Raw genomic sequence first — 20,073 nt, forward strand, 5'->3', positions numbered from 1 at the left:
CGCCGATACGGACGTGTTACACCGGAACATCGCCTAAAACCGTCGCGCGCTGCATCACCCGCCGCGCCGGATAATAATCCGCATTAGCGTAATGCTGCGTCACGCGGTTATCCCAAATCGCCACATCATTCTCCTGCCAACGCCAGCGCACCTGAAACTCCGGCTTCGTAATATGGGCGAACAGGAAGCCCAGCAGGGCATCGCTCTCCTTTTCACTCAACCCAATCAGCCGCGTGGTAAATCCTTCATTGACGAATAACGCCTTACGCCCGCTAACCGGGTGAGTGCGGATCACCGGATGCGTCACCGGCGGATGTTTCGCCACCGCCTGCTGCCAGCGCTGATGTTCCTCTGCAGTTTTGCGATATTTGAACTCCTGAAAAGACTTTTTAAAATCGTGCTCGGCCCGCAACCCGGCCAACAACGTCTTAAAGGGTTCCGATAACGCCTCATACGCCGCAATGCCGCTGGCCCACAACGTATCACCGCCGCTTTCCGGCAACAGCTTAGAAGCCAGAATGGCAATCGCCGGGGGTGTTTCGATAAAGGTGACATCGGTGTGCCAGTTGTCGTTATCCGGCGGATTATCCTGATGGGTATCCAGCACGATGATTTCTTCCACGCCCGGCGCATGGGGATAGACGGGATGAATATGTAAATCACCGAAGCGTACCGCCAGCGCACGCTGCTGCTCCGGGGTAATCACCTGATTACGCAGGAACAACACCTGATGCCGCAACAGGCCATGATAAAGCTGTTCAAATTGCGCATCGCTCAGCGGGCGACTGAGATCCACATCGCTCACCTGCGCACCGATATTCGGCCCCAGTGCGCTAAAAGTCACACGTTCGTTCATTGCTGCTCTCCATTCCACGGCGTCAGGCGACGCTGCAAAGCGCGCAGACCCAGTTCTAAACTAAACGCGATCAACGCAATCACCAGGATGCCCGCCAGCACCACATCCGTCGCCAGAAACTCCCCGGCTGACTGCACCATAAAACCGAGGCCGCGCGTGGCGGCAATTAACTCGGCGGCGACCAGCGTTGACCACCCCACCCCGAGGCCGATACGCAGCCCGGTCAGGATTTCCGGCAACGCCCCCGGCAGAATCACCCAGCGCAGCAGTTGCCAGCGCGTGGCACCCAGCGCCTGTGCGGCACGGATACGGACCTGCTGCGCATTTTTCACCCCGGCCAACGTGGACAAGGTGACAGGCGCGAAAATCGCCAGATAAATCAGTAAGATTTTTGAGGTTTCGCCAATGCCGAACCAGATCACCATCAACGGCAGATAAGCCAGCGGCGGCACCGGGCGGTAGAGTTCAATCAACGGATCGAGCAGCCCACGAATCGCCGGACTCAGCCCCATCGCAATCCCAACCGGAATGCCGATCAGCGCCGCAAAAAACAGCGCCACCAGCATGCGCGTCAGGCTGGCACCGAGATGCTGCCACAGCGTGGCATCCATAAAGCCCTGCGGGCTGGCAATCAACAGCAGCTTTTTCAGCACCTGCTGCGGCGCAGGCAGAAACAGCGGCGCAATCAATCCCAATGCCGTAACGCCCCACCACACCAGCAACAGCACCGCGACGCTCAGCAAACTGAGCGACAATTGCCGGGAAAACGGCCAACGCAGGCCACGGCGACGGCGCGCCGCCCGTGCTTTGTCATCAATTAATGCGCTCATGCAAACGCCTCCCGCTGGGCAAACACCTGATTCAGCACGTATTCGCGGCGTGCAATAAACGCCGGATCGGATTTAATGCTGCGGCAGGGTTCCCCGTCAGCGAAGCGTTGACCAAAATCGAGTTTCAGCCGCTCCACCACGCGTCCTGGCCCAGGCGAGAGCAGCACCAGCTCGCTGGCGAGGAACACCGCTTCCTCAATGTCATGCGTAATCAACAGGATCTGCTTGCCGGTATCGCGCCACAGCGTCAGTAACAGGGTTTGCATCTGTTCACGGGTAAAGGCATCAAGCGCGCCGAAGGGTTCATCTAACAGCAGCAGCTGAGGGTCAGCCGCCAGCGCACGCGCAATCCCCACGCGCTGACGTTGACCCCCAGAGAGCTGCCAGATAAAACGCTTTTCCGCTCCCTCCAGCCCGACTTTGCGAATCAGACGACGCGCGATGCTATGACGCTCCGCTTTTGCCATCCCCGCCAGTTGCAGACCAAAGGCCACGTTGTCGATCACATTGCGCCACGGCAGCAGCCCTTCGTTCTGAAACACCACGCCACGTTCAGCGCCCGGCCCGTTAACCGATTTGCCATCCAGTGTGATGCTGCCGGACTCCAGCGGCAGGAATCCGGCGATTAAATTCAGCAGCGTGGTTTTGCCACAGCCTGACGGTCCCAGCACCACCAGCAGTTCACGCTGATCCAGTTGCAGATTGATATCCTGCAACGCAGGTTGTCCGGCGTAACGCGCATTCAGATGGGTGATGCTGAGCATAGGACCTCCGGTTATTTCACTAAGGGGGCAACGAAGCGGGTAGTCACGAAGCTGCTGTAATCACTGGCGGCGTCCGGCACCTTGCCCTGCTCTTTCAGGAAGTGCGCGGTATCGACAATCGCCTTGTTCACCGGCTTGCCGAGCTGCTCCAGTTGCTGCTGCGCGGTCAGATAGGTGTTGCCTTCCACCAGTCCCGGCACCTGCGCTTCCGGCACACCGCTCAGACGCGACAGCTTGCTGAGGTTATCCGGCTGCTTCAGCCACTGTTGAGGGTTGTCGATGTAGGCTCTCTGCGCGTCCAGGGCGCTGCGGGCAAAGGCGGTGACAATTTCTGGATGCTGCTGCGCAAAGTCTTTACGCACCACCCAGACATCCAGCGTCGGCGCGCCCCATTTTCCCACCTGCGAGGAGTCGGTCAGCACCTTGCCATCCTTCTCCAGTTCGTTAACTGCCGGTGCCCAGACGTAGGCACCATCAATATCGCCACGCTGCCAGGCGGCAATGATCGCGGGGGGTTGCAGGTTCACCAGTTGGACGTCCGTGGGTTTGATACCCCAATGTTTCAGCGCCGCCAGCAGGCTGTAATGGGTGGTGGAGATAAAGGGGACGGCAATCCGTTTGCCGATGAGATCTTTGGGATTGTTGATGGATTTCTTCACCACCAACGCTTCGGAATTTCCGAGCTGCGAAGCCAACAGGAAGGCCTCGATCGGCAGTTGCTGCGTGGCCGCTACCGCCAGCGGGCTGGAGCCGATGTTGCCAATCTGGACATCGCCGGACGCCAGCGCACGTAACACGCTGGCTCCGCTATCAAACTTACGCCAGTCAACGGTCGCGCCGCTCTGTTTGGCGAAGGTATTGTCGGCCTGTGCCACTTTGGCCGGTTCCGCCGAAGTCTGGTACGCCACCGTGACGTTAACCGCCTCGGCCTGGAAGGTCAGCAACGCCAGCGTTGCTGCCAATGTGGTTATGGTTTTCTTCACTGCCATCATCGTACACCCCAATATTTTTATGTTGGGTGCAGTGTCGCCAGCAGTAATGGTTTCATAAAGGAATTAAAAATTATCCCTAATGAAAATCGGTTCTTAGGCAATCATCGGGCAAGACTATGCAGAATACGCAAATACAAAAAAGGCGCGTCAGACGCGCCTCGGATTGGCTTAGTGCCAAATCAACAGCACACAGGCGGCGGTCAGGATTCCCATCGCCAGGTTAAAGATTTTCCACGCACGCGGGCTTCGCAGCAAACGACCAATCAGTGAGCCGAAGCCCATCCAGATCACCCCGGAAACCACATTCACCAACGCCATTCCGACGCTGATTGCTACCACCGAGTGCAGGTAAGCGGCCCCCGCCAGGCTAAAGCTGGCTACGGCCCCCAACGCCATCAGCCACGCCTTTGGATTAATCAGTTGCAGTAACCCGCCCTGCCAGAACGGCGTTGGCACCGGCGGGGCCGAATCCGTATCCAGTTGCTCATATTCCGCCGTGGCGATTTTCCATGCCAGCCACAGCAGATACAGGCTACCGGCGATTTTCAGAACCAGATGTAAGGCAGGATAGAGTAGGATAAGGCCACCTACGCCAAAGGCCACCATCAGCAGCATCGCCTGCATACCGATCATGATGCCGATTAACAACGGGAAAGAACGCAGAAAGCCAAAGTTGGCAGCGGAGGCGGTAAGTAACATATTATTAGGCCCTGGCGTGATCGCAGCGACCCAGAGAAAGCCCAGCATTGACAAAAACAGACTCAGTTCCATGTTGATTCGGGTGCTCCTCACCCAGGAAAGCCAAAAAACCCATCGAAACTATCAGCGAGATATGCATCAGACAAGCGTTTACCACAGTAATTTTGACTCCCCGCCCGAAGAGGACTTCATTCCTCTCAGCGGTTTTCGCAATCCGCATCTGCAAACTCTGCTGCCACGTCTGCTCAGGCGGCGCGTGACTCTGCGCCCACACTGGCAACGCCTCGATTTGCCGGACGGCGATTTTGTCGATCTTGCGTGGAGTGAAGACCCTATTCAGGCCGCGCACAAACCACGCATGGTGCTGTTTCATGGTTTAGAAGGCAGCTTTCACAGCCCCTATGCGCATGGGTTGATGCAGGCATGTCAGGCACGCGGTTGGCTGGCAGTGGTGATGCATTTTCGCGGCTGTAGCGGTGAACCGAACCGCCTGCACCGGATTTACCATTCCGGCGAAACCGAAGATGCCAGCTTCTTTCTGCGCTGGTTAAAGCGTGAATGGGGCGATGTCCCCACCACCGCCGTCGGCGTGTCGCTGGGCGGTAATATGCTGGCGTGCCTGACTGGATTAGAGGGGCATGATGCGCCGCTGGATGCCGCAGTCGCCATCTCTGCGCCCCTGCTGCTGGAACCCTGTAGCCAGAAGCTGGAGAACGGTTTCTCACGTTTTTATCAGCACTACCTGCTGACGCAGCTGAAAAAGAACGCTAAACGTAAGCTGAAGGCCTGGCCGGGCACCCTGCCGGTCGATTTACGTGAACTGCGCGCCCTGCGCCGCCTGCGCGACTTTGACGATGCCGTCACCTCCAGGGCGCACGGCTTTGTGGATGCAGGCGATTATTATCATCGGGCCAGCGCGATGCCGCTGCTGACCGGGGTACGCAAACCGCTGCTGATCATCCATGCTAAGGACGATCCCTTTATGACCGACGCAGTAATACCGAAGCCGGAGCAACTGTCGTCCTCGATTCAATATCAGCTGACACAGCAAGGCGGCCATGTCGGCTTTGTTGGCGGTACGCTGCTACGACCGCAAATGTGGCTGGAACAACGCGTGCCGCAGTGGTTATCAACTTACCTGGATGTATGATCGTGATTATTCCGTGGCAACAACTTGAAGCTGAAACGCTGGAAAACCTGATCGAAGCCTTTGTATTACGCGAAGGCACCGACTACGGTGAACAGGAGCGCAGTCTGGCGCAAAAAGTCGCTGATGTGCGTCGCCAACTGGAACGCGGTGACGCTGTGCTGGTGTGGTCAGAACTGCACGAAACCGTCAATATCATGGCACGCGGTGAATTTCGCGGCTAATGCACATCCCGGCTTTTCGTGCTAACAATGCTCATCGCCGGACTTCACAGGGAGCTTTGTTATGTCAGCCAGGCATCCGATCATTGCCGTTACCGGTTCCAGCGGCGCCGGAACCACCACCACCAGCCTTGCCTTCCGCAAAATATTCCAGCAGTTGAACCTGCATGCGGCGGAGGTCGAAGGTGACAGTTTTCATCGCTACACGCGCCCTGAGATGGACATGGCGATCCGCAAAGCGCGCGACCTTGGCCGTCATATCAGCTATTTCGGCCCGGAGGCCAACGATTTTGGCCTGCTGGAGCAAACCTTTAAGCAATACGGTAAAACCGGTCTTGGTCAGTCGCGCAAATATCTGCATACCTATGACGAAGCCGTGCCGTGGAATCAGGTGCCGGGCACCTTCACCCCGTGGCAGCCGCTGCCGGAAAACACCGATGTGTTGTTTTATGAAGGCTTGCACGGCGGGGTGGTGACGCAGCAGCACAACGTGGCTGAACACGTCGACTTATTGGTAGGTGTGGTACCGATCGTCAACCTTGAGTGGATTCAAAAGCTGATTCGCGACACCAGCGAGCGCGGCCATTCACGCGAAGCGGTGATGGATTCGGTGGTGCGTTCGATGGAGGATTACATCAACTTCATCACCCCGCAGTTCTCACGCACCCATATCAACTTCCAGCGCGTACCTACCGTCGATACGTCTAACCCGTTTGCTGCGCGTGAAATTCCATCACTGGATGAAAGCTTTGTGGTGATCCATTTCCGTGGTCTGGAAGGTATTGCCTTCCCCTATCTGCTGGCGATGATTCAGGATTCCTTTATCTCGCATATGAACACCCTGGTGGTGCCCGGCGGCAAAATGGGGCTGGCGATGGAGCTGATTATGACGCCGCTGGTGCAGCGACTGATTGAAGGCAAACGCATCGAATAATCAAACATAACCGTAACGGCGCGATTTATTGCGCGATCCCGAGATCGCTGCGGGAAAAATCCGCACGATAAATCGCTCCGCTACGTTCGTGCTAAAGTTCGATAACCTCGTAACTGTGGGTGATTTCTACCCCTTTGCCCAGCATAATCGCCACCGAGCAATATTTCTCAGCCGACAGATCAACCGCTCGCGCCACCGCTTTATCGCCCAGCGCTTTGCCGGTAACAATAAAATGCAGGTTGATATGTGTGAAAATGCGTGGCGCTTCTTCACGACGTTCCGAGGTCAGTTTGACCTCACAATCCTTCACATCATTGCGCCCTTTTTGCAGGATCGACACGACGTCAATCGCGCTGCAACCGCCTGCCGCCATCAGCACCATCTCCATCGGGCTCGGTGCTTTGTCGCCCGAATTGCCATCCATTAATATCTGGTGACCTGATGAGGATTCTCCGAGAAAGGTAAGCCCTTCCACCCATTTAACCCGTGCCTGCATTATTCTTTCTCCTGAATAGGCTGATTTGCCGCCAGAGTACGCTTTCACCTGAGAAACAGCAATCCAGACTAATCGCCCTTTTGCTGAAGCGAGACAACAGAAGACAGCTAGCAAAAGCTGTGCTACAAACAGAGCTGAAAATATTTTCGTCGCAATAGACGAAGGCGGGAAGAATCAGAAGCCTGGCTTAAGAGTCCACCCGAATAATTTTCCTTAACAGGAAGCGCTCTACGATTTCACCGCCTGACAGGGAAAACTGCCCCCTGTGTTTTGGGCACGATTACAACAGAGGATAATAGCGAATGGTTCTCGGCAAACCGCAAACAGACCCTACACTCGAATGGTTCCTGTCCCATTGCCATATTCACAAATATCCATCCAAAAGCACCCTGATTCATCAGGGTGAGAAAGCGGAAACGCTCTACTACATCGTGAAAGGTGCCGTTGCGGTGCTGATCAAGGATGAAGAAGGCAAAGAGATGATTCTCTCCTACCTCAATCAGGGGGATTTCATCGGCGAGCTTGGCCTGTTTGAAGAAGGTCAGGAACGTAGTGCCTGGGTACGAGCCAAAACTGCCTGCGAAGTGGCTGAAATTTCCTACAAAAAATTCCGTCAGCTGATTCAGGTAAACCCGGATATTTTAATGCGTCTTTCGGCGCAGATGGCGCGTCGCCTACAGGTGACATCAGAAAAAGTGGGCAACCTTGCCTTCCTTGATGTGACCGGTCGCATTGCGCAGACGCTGCTCAATCTGGCCAAACAGCCCGATGCCATGACCCACCCGGACGGGATGCAGATCAAAATCACCCGTCAGGAAATTGGTCAGATCGTCGGATGCTCACGCGAGACAGTTGGCCGTATTCTGAAAATGCTGGAAGATCAAAACCTGATCTCCGCACATGGTAAAACCATCGTCGTTTACGGCACCCGCTAATTTCTTCTCACCCACGGCGTGATGGCAGCATCACGCCGTTTTTGTCTGCGATGAGCTGATGTGGCGTCGAATCATCTATCATCCCGAAGTGAACTATGCCCTGCGGCAAACGCTGGTGCTGTGCCTGCCCGTGGCCCTCGGCTGGCTGTTTGGCGACCTGCAAAAAGGCTTGCTGTTCTCCTTAGTGCCCGCCTGTTGCAACATCGCCGGTCTTGATACGCCGCATAAACGCTTTTTTAAACGCCTGATTATTGGTGGTTCCCTGTTTGCGACCGGCAGCTTTCTGATCCAGTGGCTGACGGATTATCACGTCCCCCTGCCGCTGATTCTGCTGGTGCTGCCGTTATTAGTGGGCGTGACGGGTGAGATCAGCCCGTTGCATGGCCGCTTGTTGCCTGCCACGCTGATTGCCTCCATCTTTACCCTGAGCCTGGTGGGACGTATGCCGATCTGGGTGCCGCCGCTGCTCTATATCGGCGGGACCTTGTGGTATGGGTTGTTCAACTGGTTCTGGTTTTGGCTGTGGAAAGAGCAGCCGATGCGCGAGTCGCTGAGCCTGCTGTACCGTGAGCTGGCGGATTATTGCGATGCCAAATATACCCTGTTGACGCAGCTGACCGACCCGGAGAAAGCGCTGCCGCCGTTGCTGGCGCGCCAGCAGAAAGCGGTAGATCTGATCACCACCTGCTACCAGCAAATGCATATGCTGTCGGCCAGCCGCGATAACAGCCACAAACGCCTGACGCGTGCCTTTCAGGTGGCGCTCGATTTGCAGGAACATATCTCCGTCAGCCTGCATCAGCCGGAAGAAGTGCAAAAGCTGGTGGAGCAGAGCCATGCAGAAGCGGTGATTCGCTGGAATGCCAAGACCATCTCCGCCCGTCTGCGCTTGCTGGCCGATGCCATTTTGTATCATCAGCTGCCGGAACGGTTTCAAATGGATAAGCAGCTGGGTGCGCTGGAAAAAATTGCCCGCCAGCACCCGGACAATCCGGTGGGGAATTTCTGCCTGTATCACTTCAGCCGCATTGCGCGCGTGCTGCGCACCCAGAAACCGCTGTATACCCGTGATCTGATGGCCGACCGCCAACGGCGTCTGCCGTTTTTTCCGGCGCTGCGCAGCTATCTGTCGCTGAAATCCCCCGCCTTACGCACCGCTGCACGTTTTGCCGTGATGCTGATGTTTGGTAGCGCGCTGGCGCTGTTCTTCAACATCCCCAAACCTTACTGGATTCTGATGACCACCATGTTCGTCAGCCAGAATGGCTACAGCGCCACGCGGGTAAGAATTCAGCACCGAGCGCTCGGCACCTTTGCCGGGCTGTTGATTGCTGCCGCCTCGTTACGCTTTGACGTACCGGAATCCATCACCCTGTTGTTTATGCTGGCGATCACCCTCGCCAGCTATCTGGTGACACGTAAATATTACGGCTGGTCAATGATTGGCTTTACGGTGACGGCGGTGTATTCGCTCCAGTTGCTGTCGCTGAATGGCGCGCAGTTCCTGCTGCCACGCATGATGGATACGCTGATGGGATGTCTGATTGCCTTTGGCGGCATGATTTGGCTGTGGCCGCAGTGGCAGAGCGGCTTACTGCGTAAGAATGCGCACGATGCGCTGGAAGCCGATCAGGAAGCGATGCAGTTATTGCTCGGACCGGAGCAGTCACCGGAGAAACTGGCGTATCAGCGCATCAAGGTCAACCAGGCGCATAACGCCATGTTTAACTCGCTGAATCAGGCGATGACCGAGCCGGGCTTCAATTCGCAGTACCTGAAAGATATGCGGCTCTGGGTGACGCACAGTCAGTTTATTGTCGAACACATCAACGCCATGACTATCCTGGCACGCGAACATACCATGCTGACGCCTAAGCTGGCGGAAAGGTATCTGCAATCCTGTGAGATCGCGCTGCAACGCTGTCAGCAGCGGCTGGAGCATGATGGCCCCGGTAACGACAGCAATATTCTGGAAGCACCGGAAAACATCAATGAGGGGGCGGTAACGATTGTCGAGCAGCATGTGAAGCGCATTCTGCAACACCTGAACGTGATGCACACCATCTCTTCTCTGGCATGGAGCCAGCGACCACATCATGGCCGCTGGCTGACCGGGCTACGGGTGAAAAACTGAGTTATGCCGCCAGCACCTTCTCGATAGCCACTGCGAACCGCGCCATACCCTCTTCGATATCGGTCGGTTCAATCACCAGTGACGGTACAAAACGGATCACATCATTGCCAGCAGTCAGGATCATCAGTCCTTCGGCAGCAGCGGCATGCAGAATGTCACGCGCTTTGCTGGCATGCTGCGGCTTCAATGCCGCACCGATCAACAGACCTTTGCCACGAATATCCGTGAACAGGTCAAATTTGCTATCCAACGCTTTCAAGGCTTCCACAAACTGCTGACGGCGTGATTCAACACCGTCCAGCACGTCAGGGGTGTTGATGATGTCGAGCGCCGTTTCGGCAATCGCACAGGCCAGCGGGTTGCCGCCGTAAGTGGTGCCATGCACGCCGGGTGCCATCACCGAGGCGATTTCATTGGTGGTCAGCATCGCGCTTACCGGGAAGCCGCCGCCCAGCGCTTTCGCGGTGGTGATGATATCCGGGGTGATGCCGTAGTGTTCGTAAGCGAACAGCTTGCCGCTACGGCCCATGCCGCTCTGCACTTCGTCCAACACCAGCAGCGCGTTGTGCTCATCACACAAGGCACGCAGGCCCTGCATAAACTCAGGAGTGGCAGGCATCACACCGCCTTCGCCCTGAATCGGTTCGACCACGATGGCGCAAGTGTGATCGTCGATCACCGCTTTTACCGCCGCCAGATCGTTGAAGGGAACATGCACGATATCAGCCGGTTTCGGGCCAAAGCCGTCGGAGTATTTCGGCTGACCACCCACGGATACGGTAAACAGCGTGCGCCCGTGGAAAGCATTATGGAAGGCGATGATTTTGCTTTTGAACGGACTGTGTTTTTTGCAGGCGTAGTAGCGCGCCAGCTTAAACGCGGCTTCGTTAGCTTCGGCACCGGAGTTACCAAAGAACACGCGATCAGCAAAGGTCGCGGCAATCAGTTTACTCGCCAGACGCAACGCCGGTTCATTGGTGAACACGTTGCTGGTGTGCCACAGGGTTTCCCCCTGGGTTTTCAGTGTCTCCACCAGCGCCGGATGGCAGTGGCCCAGCGCAGTCACCGCGATGCCGCCAGAGAAATCGATATATTCTTTGCCCTGTTGATCCCAGACTCGGCTGCCCTTGCCTTTTACCGGCACAAACTGCGCTGGTGCATAAACAGGCAAAATAACGTTATCGAACGTTTCCCGGGTTACCGCTAGCTTTTCTGCTGCCATTGCCTACCTCATCGGATTATTTGTTGAGCTGACGTGAAATTATAATCACAAAATATGCATAAAAAATCACACAAAGGCAAACACAACTTAAGTCTTCAGGAAATTCGCCAGAAGCTGATGGCCCTGCTCGCTGAGGATGCTTTCCGGGTGAAATTGCACCCCCTCGAGTGGCAGCGTTTTATGGCGGAATCCCATGATCTCATCCGGTTCACCATCACGCAGGCTCCAGGCGGTAATTTCGAACTCTTCAGGGAGGGTCGCGCGCGCCACAATCAGCGAATGGTAACGGGTGACGTTGAGCGGATTATTTAACCCACGAAAGACACCGCTGTCGTTATGGCGAATCGCCGACGTTTTGCCGTGCATCACCTGACGCGCGCGTACCACCTGCGCGCCATACGCCTGGGCAATGGCCTGATGGCCGAGGCACACGCCAAGGATCGGTAAGCGGCCAGCAAAATGGCGGATCGCCGCCAGCGAGATGCCGGACTGATCCGGAGTGCAGGGGCCAGGCGAAATCACCAGATGAGTGAGCGGTAGCGCCTCCATTTCGTCGAGGGTGATGGCATCGTTGCGCACCACCCTGACGTCAGCACCCAATTGGCAAAAGTATTGGTAGAGATTCCAGGTGAAGGAGTCGTAATTATCGATTAACAGCAGCATAGCGCCCTCAGGCAGGTCAAACCGCCGCTATTCTACGCATTTTAGCGGGCGGGGCTTACCACTTTTGCAAACTGCGCACTGAGCAGAGTTAAATCGCCACCTACCGCCTCGCGAATCGCCGCACGCCAGCTATCACGGTCCAGTTTATCCCACGTCAGCAGATAGCCTGCGTGCAACGCCAGTTGCTCGAAGAAGATGCGTTGTGCGCGGCCATTTCCGGCCCGGAACGGGTGCAGCACATAAATCTCGCAGTAGTAATGTGCCAGACGCCTGATAAATTCATCCTGCGCCAGATGGCTCAGCCCGTCTTCATCCGCCAGCGCACTCATCAGGTTGTTACCCTCTTTCTCGATGTAGGCGCAGTGACAATATGGCGTCTCGTCGCTCCAGATATCTACCGTGCGCAGCTCACCGGCCCAACTGTAGAGATCCTGAAACAGGGTGCGATGAATATGACACAGCCATGGCATCCCCCTGCGCTGCGGCCCCAACTCCAGGGTGGCAAGCCGTGCCGCGCTGAACGCCAGTTCGGCTTTACGCAATTGGGCGCTGTCGTGAATATCCAGGCGATTCTTCAGCACGCTGTCGTTATGCCACAGATAGGGATCGCGTACCGCCAGTGAGTTATCCGCCATATTGCCTCCTTAACGAGGTCAGCCGTTCGTCGGCCTGTTCAAGCGTGATGGCCGGTTCGCTCAGCATATAGCCCGCCAGACGGCAGCTGGCCTGATAGCTGGCAGCACGGCGCTGTTGCCACAGCGTGGCTTTCTGTTTGTCGGTCAGTTTGCTGGTCATAGAGCCTCCGGCAAGCAATTTGCCCTAAGTATAAGCAGCAAATATTCGCTTTGCCGGAGAGCGGCAGGAGGCGCCATCGCAAAATGGCGCGCAAAAAAATCAGGGCAGAACTTTGGCGGAGAGGATAACGATCGGTTTTGACGGCACATTCTGGTACGGACCCACATCTTTGGTCGGCACCTGAGAAATCTTATCGGCCACGTCCATTCCTTTCACAACTTTACCAAATACGGCATAGCCAAAATCACGCTGGCCGTGATCAAGGAAGGCGTTGTCGGTAACGTTAATAAAGAACTGGCTGGTTGCGCTGTCTTTCTCCGCAGTACGCGCCATCGCGATGGTGCCGCGCAGGTTACGCAGGCCGTTATCTGCCTCGTTTTTGATTGGCGCGTTGGTTTGCTTCTGCTGCATATCCGTGGTGAAACCGCCGCCCTGCACCATGAAGCCAGGGATCACGCGATGGAAAATGGTGTTGTTGTAGAAACCATTGTTGACGTAATCAACAAAGTTTTTCACCGACACCGGGGCTTTCTGGTTATTCAGTTCGAGTTCGATATTACCCGCAGAGGTGGTGAGCAGAACGTGAGTATCGCCTTTTGCCGCCAGGGCAGAAGCGGAAACAGATGAGAGCGCTAACAGGGCAACTGCCGCTGTCAAAGTACGTTTAAACATGAAAGATTCCTTACCATGAAGTGCAAGCTCAAAACGAGATTGATTGTAAAGAGCATGTAATACAAGAGCCAGCGTTTTACCTATATTTACGCGGCAGCGGCAAATGTCCGAAATTCGGCGCTACGCAATCATTTGCGTGACGCAAATCACACTATTAGTGAAATCTAATAACCTTATTTCACTCTTTGTTTATTAAGATCACAGTTGCATTTACAATTCATGACACTTTTTGCCAACTTCGGTGCTCAAAACAGGTCCCCCACATGACAAACCGTAATCGTATTGGCCTTACCTGGATCAGCTTTTTCTCTTATGCGCTGACGGGCGCACTGGTGATTGTGACCGGGATGGTACTGGACAATATTGCACAGTATTTCCAGCTGCCGATCTCGGAAATGAGTAACACCTTCACCTTTCTCAATACCGGTATTCTGGTCGCAGTATTCCTTAACGCCTGGCTGATGGTGATTGTGCCGTTAAAACGTCAGTTGATCTTTGGCTTCGTGCTGATGGTACTGGCGGTGTTTGGTCTGATGACCAGCCACAACCTGTCGGTGTTCTCACTGTGCATGTTTGTGCTTGGTGTGGTGAGCGGCATTACCATGTCGATCGGCACCTTCCTGATTACCCATCTGTACGATGGTCGCCAGCGCGGTTCACGCCTGCTGTTTACTGATTCCTTCTTCAGCATGGCCGGTACGCTGTTCCCGATTATCGCTGGCATCCTGCTGGCGCGCGCCCTGCCGTGGTACTGGGTTTACGCCTGCATTGGCGTTATTTATATCGCCATCTTCGTGCTGGCGCTGTGCGTTGAGTTCCCGGTTTTGAAAAACAACACCGAAACGCAGGCGGCGGAAAAAGAGAAATGGGGTATCGGCGTGCTGTTCCTGTCGATTGCCGCGCTGTGCTACATCCTCGGCCAACTGGGCTTCATCTCCTGGGTGCCGGAATACGCCACCAAAACCATGGGGATGGATATCGCTGCTGCCGGTCAGTTAGTTGGTAACTTCTGGACCGCCTATATGGTCGGCATGTGGGTGTTCAGCTTCCTGCTGCGCTTCTTCGATCTGCAACGTATCCTGATGGTACTGGCGGCGATTGCCACCGTGTTGATGTACTGGTTTGTCAGCACCAATGACGCCAATATGCTGCACTGGATCATCATGACACTCGGCTTCAGCTCCAGCGCTATCTACACCACCATCATCACCCTGGGTTCACTGCAAACCAAAGCCTCATCACCGAAGCTGGTTAACTTTATCCTGACTTGCGGTACCGTCGGCACCATGTTGACCTTTGTGGTCACCGGTCCGATTGTGGCGAAAGGCGGTGCGCATGCGGCACTGGCGACTGCTAACGGCTTATACGCCGTGGTGTTTGTGATGTGTGTACTGCTCGGCTTTGTCACTAAACATCGCCAGCACGGCCATATTACGCACTAACCTGCGCGGGCGGACGTCAGTCCGCCCTGCAACTCAACGCCGAAAGGTTACCGCTTCCGTTTCCCCCAGATAGATCTCACTGCTTGCAGGCTCCGTTGCTGCCACCAGCTCGCCTTTACGCAACGAATAACGCACCGGCACCTGACGTCGCACCGCATCAAATCCGCTTTCGGCTGGCAGGATAATCAGGCTGGCATCATTACCCGGCTCCAGGCCATAACCGCTAAGTTGCATGGTTTTGGCGCTGTTGGTGGTGATTAGCTGCAACCCCGCATCAATCTGTTCATAACCCATCAACTGGCAGACATGCAGCCCCATATGCAGCACCTGCAACATGCTGGCGGTACCGAGCGGATACCAGGGATCAAACACATCGTCGTGACCAAAGCAGACGTTGATATTCGCCTCCAGCAACTCCTTAACCCGGGTAATGCCGCGCCGTTTGGGGTAGCTGTCAAAACGGCCCTGCAAATGAATATTCACCAACGGGTTGGCGACAAAGTTGATACCGGACAGGCGCAGCAGACGGAACAGACGTGAAGTGTAGGCATTGTTGTAGGAATGCATCGCCGTGGTATGACTGGCGGTCACTCTGCCCCCCATGCCATCGCGATGAGCCAGTGCCGCGACGGTTTCCACAAAACGCGACTGCTCATCATCGATTTCATCGCAATGCACATCCACCAGCCGGTCGTAGCGATTCGCCAGCGCAAAGGCCTTGTGTAATGACTCAACGCCATACTCACGGGTAAATTCGTAATGGGGGATCGCTCCCACCACGTCTGCGCCGAGGCGCAGTGCCTCTTCCAGCAGGGCTTCGCCATTGGGATAAGAGAGAATACCTTCCTGCGGAAAGGCGACTATCTGGATATCAATCCACGCCGCCATCTCCGCTTTCACTTCCAGCATGGCTTGCAGCGCGGTCAGCGTCGGGTCCGAAACATCCACATGGGTACGCACATGCTGGATACCGTTAGCGATTTGCCATTTCAACGTCTGCTTTGCACGCTGCTTCACGTCATCATGACTCAGCAGAGCCTTACGCTCGGCCCAGCGTTCAATGCCTTCGAACAGCGTGCCGGATTGATTCCACGCCGGTTCACCCGCGGTTTGCGTGGTATCGAGATGGATATGCGGTTCAATAAAGGGGGCGCTCGCCAGGCCGCCTTCGGCATCGAGTACACCTTCCTGGGCGCTGCACTCGGCTGATTGTGGGACAATACGGGAAATTTTCCCCTGCCCGATTTCGATTTGCCACAACCCCTGCTGGCCGGGTAAACGCAGATTGTTGATCCATTGCAGCGACGTCTTAGCCATGCCCTTCTCCTGTAGAAACGCGACATCTTAAAATAGCGTCAATACCTGTCCCTTGCACATCCCCTGGCCGCACGATTTACCGCCCAGAGGCGAATGTTTTTAATATCAGCAACATACCTCTAAATGAGTATATAAAGAGGTATTTGATATGCATCAATAACCCCATTCTTGTAACGGCTAAGGTAGCCGCATACACCTTCATTTTGGGGAAAATATGAGCAAACATCAGGTCGTCATTATTGGCAACGGCATGGTCGGTCACCGCTACATAGAAGAATTAATTGATAAGGCAGAACCCAGTCAATTTGCCATCACCGTTTTTTGTGAAGAACCGAGGGTCGCCTATGATCGCGTCCACTTGTCCGCTTATTTCACCCACCACAGCGCGCAAGCGCTTTCGCTGGTCAGTGCAGGCTACTACGAAAAACATCAGATCAACCTGCTGCTGGGTGAGCGCGCGATTGCTGTTGACCGCGACAAGCAACGGATTCATTCCAGTACTGGCCGTGTTGTGCCCTATGACACGCTGATCTTCGCTACCGGCTCTTACCCGTGGATCCCCCCGATTCAGGGAGCGGATGGCAGCGACTGCTTTGTTTATCGCACCATCGAAGACCTCGATGCCATTGCAGCCTGTGCACAGCGCAGTCAACGCGGGGCCGTGATTGGCGGTGGCCTGCTCGGACTGGAGGCCGCTGGCGCATTACAAACTCTCGGTATTGAAACCCATGTGATCGAATTCGCGCCAGTGCTGATGGCAGAACAGCTCGATCGTCAGGGTGGCGAACAGTTGCGCCGTAAGATTGAGCAGATGGGCGTACAGGTGCACACCGGTAAGAATACGCACGAAATTGTCCACCACAGCCACGGGGGTAAAACGCTGCACTTCAAGGATAACAGCGCGCTGGACGTCGATTTTATTGTGTTCTCCACCGGTATTCGCGCGCAGGACCAACTGGCGAAGCACTGTGGCCTGCCACTCGGCCCACGCGGCGGTATCGCCATTGATGATCGTTGTCAGACCCACGATCCGGCCATCTTTGCCATCGGCGAATGCGCGGCATGGCAGAATCAGGTATTTGGCCTGGTGGCACCGGGCTACAAAATGGCCCAGGTAGCCAGCGATACCTTGCTGGGCCGCGACAATGCCTTCACCGGTGCCGATATGAGCGCCAAACTCAAGTTGTTGGGTGTAGATGTCGGCGGCATTGGCGATGCACATGGCCGCACGCCAGGCGCACGCAGCTATGTCTGGCTCGATGAACAACAATCCATCTACAAGCGCCTGATCGTCAGCGAAGATAATCAAACCCTGCTCGGCGCGGTGCTGGTGGGTGACACCAGCGACTACGGCAACCTGCTGCAACTGGCGCTGAATAAAATCCCCTTGCCAGCGCGCCCTGAGTTGCTAATCCTGCCCGCAGGTAGCGGTGAAAAACCGGCCATTGGGGTCGATGCACTGCCGGATAACGCACAGATTTGCTCCTGCTTCGACGTTAGCAAAGGCGATATTGTCAGCGCCGTGAAAAAGGGCTGTCACACCGTGGCAGCACTCAAGGCAGAAACCCGCGCAGGAACCGGTTGCGGTGGCTGCCTTCCACTGATCACCCAGGTGTTGAATGCCGAGCTGAGCCGTCAGGGTGTCGAGGTGAAAAACCATCTGTGCGCTCACTTCCCTTACTCACGCCAGGAGTTGTACCACCTGATCCGCGTGGAAGAGATAACCTCGTTCGACGCGCTACTGGCGAAGTACGGGCAGGGTTATGGTTGTGAAGTGTGTAAACCCACCATCGGTTCGTTGCTGGCCTCCTGCTGGAATGAGCACATCCTTCAGCCACAACTGACCCCCTTGCAGGACAGCAACGATCTGTTCCTCGGCAATATCCAGAAAGACGGTACCTACTCAGTGATCCCGCGCTCACCCGGCGGGGAAATCAGCCCGGATGGGTTGATGGCAATTGGCAAAGTGGCGCGCCAGTACCATCTCTACACCAAAATCACCGGCTCACAGCGTATTGGCCTGTTCGGCGCACAGCGCGACGATCTTCCCGCTATCTGGACACAGCTGATCGCCGCGGGATTTGAAACCGGGCAAGCCTACGCTAAAGCGTTACGTATGGCGAAAACCTGCGTTGGCAGCACCTGGTGCCGCTACGGTGTCGGTGACAGCCTTGGCTTCGGCATCGAACTGGAAAACCGCTACAAAGGCATCCGTACCCCACACAAAATGAAGTTTGGCGTCTCCGGTTGCACACGCGAATGCGCTGAAGCTCAGGGCAAAGACGTTGGTGTGATCGCCACTGAAAAAGGCTGGAACCTGTATGTCTGCGGCAACGGCGGCATGAAACCACGCCATGCCGACCTGCTGGCCGCTGACCTCGATCGTGACACGCTGCTGCATTATCTGGACCGTTTTATGATGTTCTACATCCGCACCGCTGACCGCCTGCAACGTACCTCGGTCTGGCTGGAAAATATGGAAGGCGGCATTGATTATCTGCGCAGCGTCATCGTCGATGACAAGCTCGCCCTGAACAGCCAACTGGAGAGCGAAATTACGCGTCTGCGCAGCCTGGTGGAATGCGAATGGGCCGCAACGGTCAGGGATGCGAAGCCGCAGTCGCACTTCGCCACCTTTATCAACAGCAGCCAACGCGATCCGTTGATACAGAATATCAACCAGCGCGATCAACATCGCCCGGCGCGCCCTGCCGAACGCATTGCCGTTAACCTGATTGAGGAGGCCGACCTGTGAGCCAGTGGCATGCCGTATGTGAACTTAACCAAATTCTGCCCGCCACTGGCGTATGCGCACTGGTGCGAGGGCAACAAATCGCCATTTTCCGTCCCCACGATGATGAGCAACTGTTTGCCCTGAGCAACATCGATCCCTTTGCCGCAGCCAGCGTATTGTCGCGCGGCATCATTGCTGAGCATCAGCAGACGCTATGGGTTGCCAGCCCGCTGAAAAAACAACGTTTTCGCCTGAGCGACGGGTTGTGTCTTGAGGATGAAGCGCGATCAGTGGCGAGCTATCCGGTGCGCGTCAGTCAAGGCCGGGTTGAAATCTGCGTCTGAAAAAATTCTTTTACTTTCTGAGACATGGCTATGTTTACTGACACCCTGGAAAAATGCGCCGCCAATGCGGCGCGCATTGCGCGCACCACCCAACACCATCCACTGGCCTTCTGGATCAGCTCAGCAATGGCAGGTGCCTACGTCGGGCTGGCGATTATCCTGATCTTCACTCTGGGCAATCTCGCCGATCCGGCCTGGCGACCACTGATTATGGGGGCGACCTTTGGCCTGGCATTGACGCTGGTCATCATCGCCGGTTCGGAGTTGTTTACCGGTCACACCATGTTCCTCACCATTGGCGTCAAAGTAGGCAGCATTCGCGCCGGTCAGATGTGGTGTATTCTGCCGCAAACCTGGCTCGGCAACCTGATCGGTTCGGTGGTTGTAGCGTTGATGTATTACTACGCGGAGGGCGCGCTGTTGCCCAATGCGGGTTCATTGATCCACAGCGCGGCTCTGGCGAAAACCACGCAAACCGCCAGCGCATTGTTCTTTAAGGGGGCGTTGTGTAACTGGCTGGTTTGTCTCGCGATCTGGATGGCAGTTCGCACCGAGGGGACCGCGAAGTTCCTCGCTATCTGGTGGTGTCTGCTGGCCTTTATCGCCTCTGGCTATGAACACTCTGTTGCGAATATGACGCTCTTTGCGTTGTCATGGTTTGGTCAGCATAATGCCGACCTGACTTTAGCGGGTATCGGTCACAACCTGTTGTGGGTAACGCTGGGTAATATGTTCTCCGGCATGGTGCTGATGGGGCTCGGTTACTGGTACGCCACGCCGCAGGCACAACGACCACGGGCAGCATCCCAGACCAGTGAACTTAAATCCGCATAATATTTTTCACACCAATGTCCGTAGCGGCGCGATTTAGCGCGC

21 protein-coding genes are annotated in these 20,073 nt (G+C 55.7%); 9 read left to right on the plus strand and 12 right to left on the minus strand.

Translation table 11 applies throughout. From position 1 onward, the window contains the following. Positions 1 to 16: 16 nt before the first annotated feature. The 5 genes from tauD to AC6I8R_RS18905 form a co-directional block, all read right to left on the minus strand. Positions 17 to 856, minus strand: a complete 840-nt coding sequence (gene tauD / locus AC6I8R_RS18885; RefSeq protein WP_415173677.1) for a taurine dioxygenase — start codon at positions 854 to 856, stop codon at positions 17 to 19. After that, positions 853 to 1,686 carry a taurine ABC transporter permease TauC gene (gene tauC / locus AC6I8R_RS18890; protein ID WP_021184816.1) on the minus strand — a complete coding sequence of 278 codons (834 nt, stop codon included), beginning with the start codon at positions 1,684 to 1,686 and terminating at the stop codon, positions 853 to 855. Before tauC ends, tauD begins: the two co-directional genes overlap by 4 nt. Then, the gene (gene tauB / locus AC6I8R_RS18895) at positions 1,683 to 2,450 is read right to left on the minus strand and encodes a taurine ABC transporter ATP-binding subunit (RefSeq protein WP_021184817.1); all 768 of its coding nucleotides are present in this window, start codon (positions 2,448 to 2,450) and stop codon (positions 1,683 to 1,685) included. The genes tauC and tauB overlap by 4 nt, the downstream gene beginning before the upstream one ends. Before the next feature lie 11 nt (positions 2,451 to 2,461). Next, positions 2,462 to 3,442: a taurine ABC transporter substrate-binding protein gene (gene tauA / locus AC6I8R_RS18900; RefSeq protein ID WP_021184818.1), complete on the minus strand. Its 981-nt coding sequence runs from the start codon at positions 3,440 to 3,442 to the stop codon at positions 2,462 to 2,464. Positions 3,443 to 3,610: 168 nt separating this feature from the next. Then, positions 3,611 to 4,213, minus strand: coding sequence for a LysE family translocator (locus AC6I8R_RS18905; protein ID WP_021184819.1), 603 nt, complete (start codon positions 4,211 to 4,213; stop codon positions 3,611 to 3,613). Between the two features lie 61 nt (positions 4,214 to 4,274). Between AC6I8R_RS18905 and AC6I8R_RS18910 the strand changes: the two genes are divergently transcribed. The 3 genes from AC6I8R_RS18910 (at position 4,275) to AC6I8R_RS18920 (ending at position 6,443) form a co-directional block, all read left to right on the plus strand. Continuing rightward, the gene (locus AC6I8R_RS18910) at positions 4,275 to 5,291 is read left to right on the plus strand and encodes a hydrolase (protein ID WP_021184820.1); all 1,017 of its coding nucleotides are present in this window, start codon (positions 4,275 to 4,277) and stop codon (positions 5,289 to 5,291) included. Between the two features lie 2 nt (positions 5,292 to 5,293). Beyond that, positions 5,294 to 5,512 carry a YheU family protein gene (locus AC6I8R_RS18915; protein WP_036626752.1) on the plus strand — a complete coding sequence of 73 codons (219 nt, stop codon included), beginning with the start codon at positions 5,294 to 5,296 and terminating at the stop codon, positions 5,510 to 5,512. A 61-nt stretch (positions 5,513 to 5,573) separates the two neighbouring features. Beyond that, positions 5,574 to 6,443 (plus strand): phosphoribulokinase, encoded by an 870-nt coding sequence (locus tag AC6I8R_RS18920; protein WP_021184822.1) that lies wholly within the window; start codon positions 5,574 to 5,576, stop codon positions 6,441 to 6,443. 91 nt (positions 6,444 to 6,534) lie between these two features. On the opposite strand, the gene AC6I8R_RS18925 is transcribed toward AC6I8R_RS18920, so the two are convergent. After that, positions 6,535 to 6,939, minus strand: coding sequence for an OsmC family protein (locus AC6I8R_RS18925; RefSeq protein ID WP_021184823.1), 405 nt, complete (start codon positions 6,937 to 6,939; stop codon positions 6,535 to 6,537). A gap of 302 nt (positions 6,940 to 7,241) precedes the next feature. Between AC6I8R_RS18925 and crp the strand changes: the two genes are divergently transcribed. Beyond that, positions 7,242 to 7,874 carry a cAMP-activated global transcriptional regulator CRP gene (crp, locus tag AC6I8R_RS18930; protein WP_013510795.1) on the plus strand — a complete coding sequence of 211 codons (633 nt, stop codon included), beginning with the start codon at positions 7,242 to 7,244 and terminating at the stop codon, positions 7,872 to 7,874. A gap of 58 nt (positions 7,875 to 7,932) precedes the next feature. Then, the gene (locus tag AC6I8R_RS18935) at positions 7,933 to 10,008 is read left to right on the plus strand and encodes a YccS/YhfK family putative transporter (RefSeq protein ID WP_021184824.1); all 2,076 of its coding nucleotides are present in this window, start codon (positions 7,933 to 7,935) and stop codon (positions 10,006 to 10,008) included. Between the two features lies 1 nt (position 10,009). Here the strand turns inward: AC6I8R_RS18935 and argD are convergent, their stop codons facing one another. The 5 genes from argD to ppiA form a co-directional block, all read right to left on the minus strand. After that, positions 10,010 to 11,230, minus strand: a complete 1,221-nt coding sequence (gene argD, locus AC6I8R_RS18940; protein WP_021184825.1) for a bifunctional acetylornithine/succinyldiaminopimelate transaminase — start codon at positions 11,228 to 11,230, stop codon at positions 10,010 to 10,012. Positions 11,231 to 11,317: 87 nt separating this feature from the next. Then, on the minus strand, positions 11,318 to 11,893 hold the full coding sequence (locus AC6I8R_RS18945; RefSeq protein WP_021184826.1) for an aminodeoxychorismate synthase component II: 576 nt from the start codon (positions 11,891 to 11,893) through the stop codon (positions 11,318 to 11,320). A gap of 41 nt (positions 11,894 to 11,934) precedes the next feature. Then, a complete protein-coding gene (locus AC6I8R_RS18950) occupies positions 11,935 to 12,528 on the minus strand; it encodes a putative adenosine monophosphate-protein transferase Fic (RefSeq protein ID WP_415173676.1) in 594 nt (197 codons plus the stop codon). After that, positions 12,518 to 12,688: a YhfG family protein gene (locus AC6I8R_RS18955; RefSeq protein ID WP_208724298.1), complete on the minus strand. Its 171-nt coding sequence runs from the start codon at positions 12,686 to 12,688 to the stop codon at positions 12,518 to 12,520. The genes AC6I8R_RS18950 and AC6I8R_RS18955 overlap by 11 nt, the downstream gene beginning before the upstream one ends. Positions 12,689 to 12,787: 99 nt before the next feature. Beyond that, positions 12,788 to 13,360, minus strand: a complete 573-nt coding sequence (gene ppiA, locus AC6I8R_RS18960; protein ID WP_021184829.1) for a peptidylprolyl isomerase A — start codon at positions 13,358 to 13,360, stop codon at positions 12,788 to 12,790. A gap of 263 nt (positions 13,361 to 13,623) precedes the next feature. Here ppiA and tsgA point away from each other — a divergent pair, with 263 nt between their 5' ends. After that, positions 13,624 to 14,802, plus strand: coding sequence for an MFS transporter TsgA (tsgA, locus tag AC6I8R_RS18965; protein WP_021184830.1), 1,179 nt, complete (start codon positions 13,624 to 13,626; stop codon positions 14,800 to 14,802). 33 nt (positions 14,803 to 14,835) lie between these two features. On the opposite strand, the gene AC6I8R_RS18970 is transcribed toward tsgA, so the two are convergent. Then, a complete protein-coding gene (locus AC6I8R_RS18970) occupies positions 14,836 to 16,119 on the minus strand; it encodes a cytosine deaminase (protein WP_021184831.1) in 1,284 nt (427 codons plus the stop codon). A 214-nt stretch (positions 16,120 to 16,333) separates the two neighbouring features. On the opposite strand from AC6I8R_RS18970, the gene nirB reads away from it, so the two are divergent. Genes nirB through nirC form a run of 3 tightly spaced genes read left to right on the plus strand, consistent with a single transcriptional unit; the run spans position 16,334 to position 20,031 of the window. Next, a complete protein-coding gene (gene nirB, locus AC6I8R_RS18975) occupies positions 16,334 to 18,874 on the plus strand; it encodes a nitrite reductase large subunit NirB (protein ID WP_497832685.1) in 2,541 nt (846 codons plus the stop codon). Next, a complete protein-coding gene (gene nirD, locus AC6I8R_RS18980) occupies positions 18,871 to 19,197 on the plus strand; it encodes a nitrite reductase small subunit NirD (protein ID WP_021184833.1) in 327 nt (108 codons plus the stop codon). The genes nirB and nirD overlap by 4 nt, the downstream gene beginning before the upstream one ends. Before the next feature lie 30 nt (positions 19,198 to 19,227). Next, positions 19,228 to 20,031 carry a nitrite transporter NirC gene (gene nirC / locus AC6I8R_RS18985; RefSeq protein WP_497832686.1) on the plus strand — a complete coding sequence of 268 codons (804 nt, stop codon included), beginning with the start codon at positions 19,228 to 19,230 and terminating at the stop codon, positions 20,029 to 20,031. Positions 20,032 to 20,073: the final 42 nt, after the last annotated feature.

It is taken from the genome of Pantoea sp. X-Soil-OKNW-713, from assembly GCF_059730685.1.

Excerpts from the sequence above, each read along its gene's own strand:
- AC6I8R_RS18950 (WP_415173676.1), bottom strand. The coding sequence starts at position 12,528 with ATGGCGGATAACTCACTGGCGGTACGCGATCCCTATCTGTGGCATAAC.
- tsgA (WP_021184830.1), top strand. The coding sequence starts at position 13,624 with ATGACAAACCGTAATCGTATTGGCCTTACCTGGATCAGCTTTTTCTCT.
- argD (WP_021184825.1), bottom strand. The coding sequence starts at position 11,230 with ATGGCAGCAGAAAAGCTAGCGGTAACCCGGGAAACGTTCGATAACGTT.
- tauB (WP_021184817.1), bottom strand. The coding sequence starts at position 2,450 with ATGCTCAGCATCACCCATCTGAATGCGCGTTACGCCGGACAACCTGCG.
- tauC (WP_021184816.1), bottom strand. The coding sequence starts at position 1,686 with ATGAGCGCATTAATTGATGACAAAGCACGGGCGGCGCGCCGTCGCCGT.
- AC6I8R_RS18955 (WP_208724298.1), bottom strand. The coding sequence starts at position 12,688 with ATGACCAGCAAACTGACCGACAAACAGAAAGCCACGCTGTGGCAACAG.
- nirB (WP_497832685.1), top strand. The coding sequence starts at position 16,334 with ATGAGCAAACATCAGGTCGTCATTATTGGCAACGGCATGGTCGGTCAC.
- tauD (WP_415173677.1), bottom strand. The coding sequence starts at position 856 with ATGAACGAACGTGTGACTTTTAGCGCACTGGGGCCGAATATCGGTGCG.
- AC6I8R_RS18945 (WP_021184826.1), bottom strand. The coding sequence starts at position 11,893 with ATGCTGCTGTTAATCGATAATTACGACTCCTTCACCTGGAATCTCTAC.
- tauA (WP_021184818.1), bottom strand. The coding sequence starts at position 3,442 with ATGATGGCAGTGAAGAAAACCATAACCACATTGGCAGCAACGCTGGCG.
- AC6I8R_RS18920 (WP_021184822.1), top strand. The coding sequence starts at position 5,574 with ATGTCAGCCAGGCATCCGATCATTGCCGTTACCGGTTCCAGCGGCGCC.
- AC6I8R_RS18970 (WP_021184831.1), bottom strand. The coding sequence starts at position 16,119 with ATGGCTAAGACGTCGCTGCAATGGATCAACAATCTGCGTTTACCCGGC.
- AC6I8R_RS18935 (WP_021184824.1), top strand. The coding sequence starts at position 7,933 with ATGTGGCGTCGAATCATCTATCATCCCGAAGTGAACTATGCCCTGCGG.
- nirC (WP_497832686.1), top strand. The coding sequence starts at position 19,228 with ATGTTTACTGACACCCTGGAAAAATGCGCCGCCAATGCGGCGCGCATT.
- crp (WP_013510795.1), top strand. The coding sequence starts at position 7,242 with ATGGTTCTCGGCAAACCGCAAACAGACCCTACACTCGAATGGTTCCTG.
- AC6I8R_RS18905 (WP_021184819.1), bottom strand. The coding sequence starts at position 4,213 with ATGGAACTGAGTCTGTTTTTGTCAATGCTGGGCTTTCTCTGGGTCGCT.
- ppiA (WP_021184829.1), bottom strand. The coding sequence starts at position 13,360 with ATGTTTAAACGTACTTTGACAGCGGCAGTTGCCCTGTTAGCGCTCTCA.
- AC6I8R_RS18910 (WP_021184820.1), top strand. The coding sequence starts at position 4,275 with ATGCATCAGACAAGCGTTTACCACAGTAATTTTGACTCCCCGCCCGAA.
- AC6I8R_RS18925 (WP_021184823.1), bottom strand. The coding sequence starts at position 6,939 with ATGCAGGCACGGGTTAAATGGGTGGAAGGGCTTACCTTTCTCGGAGAA.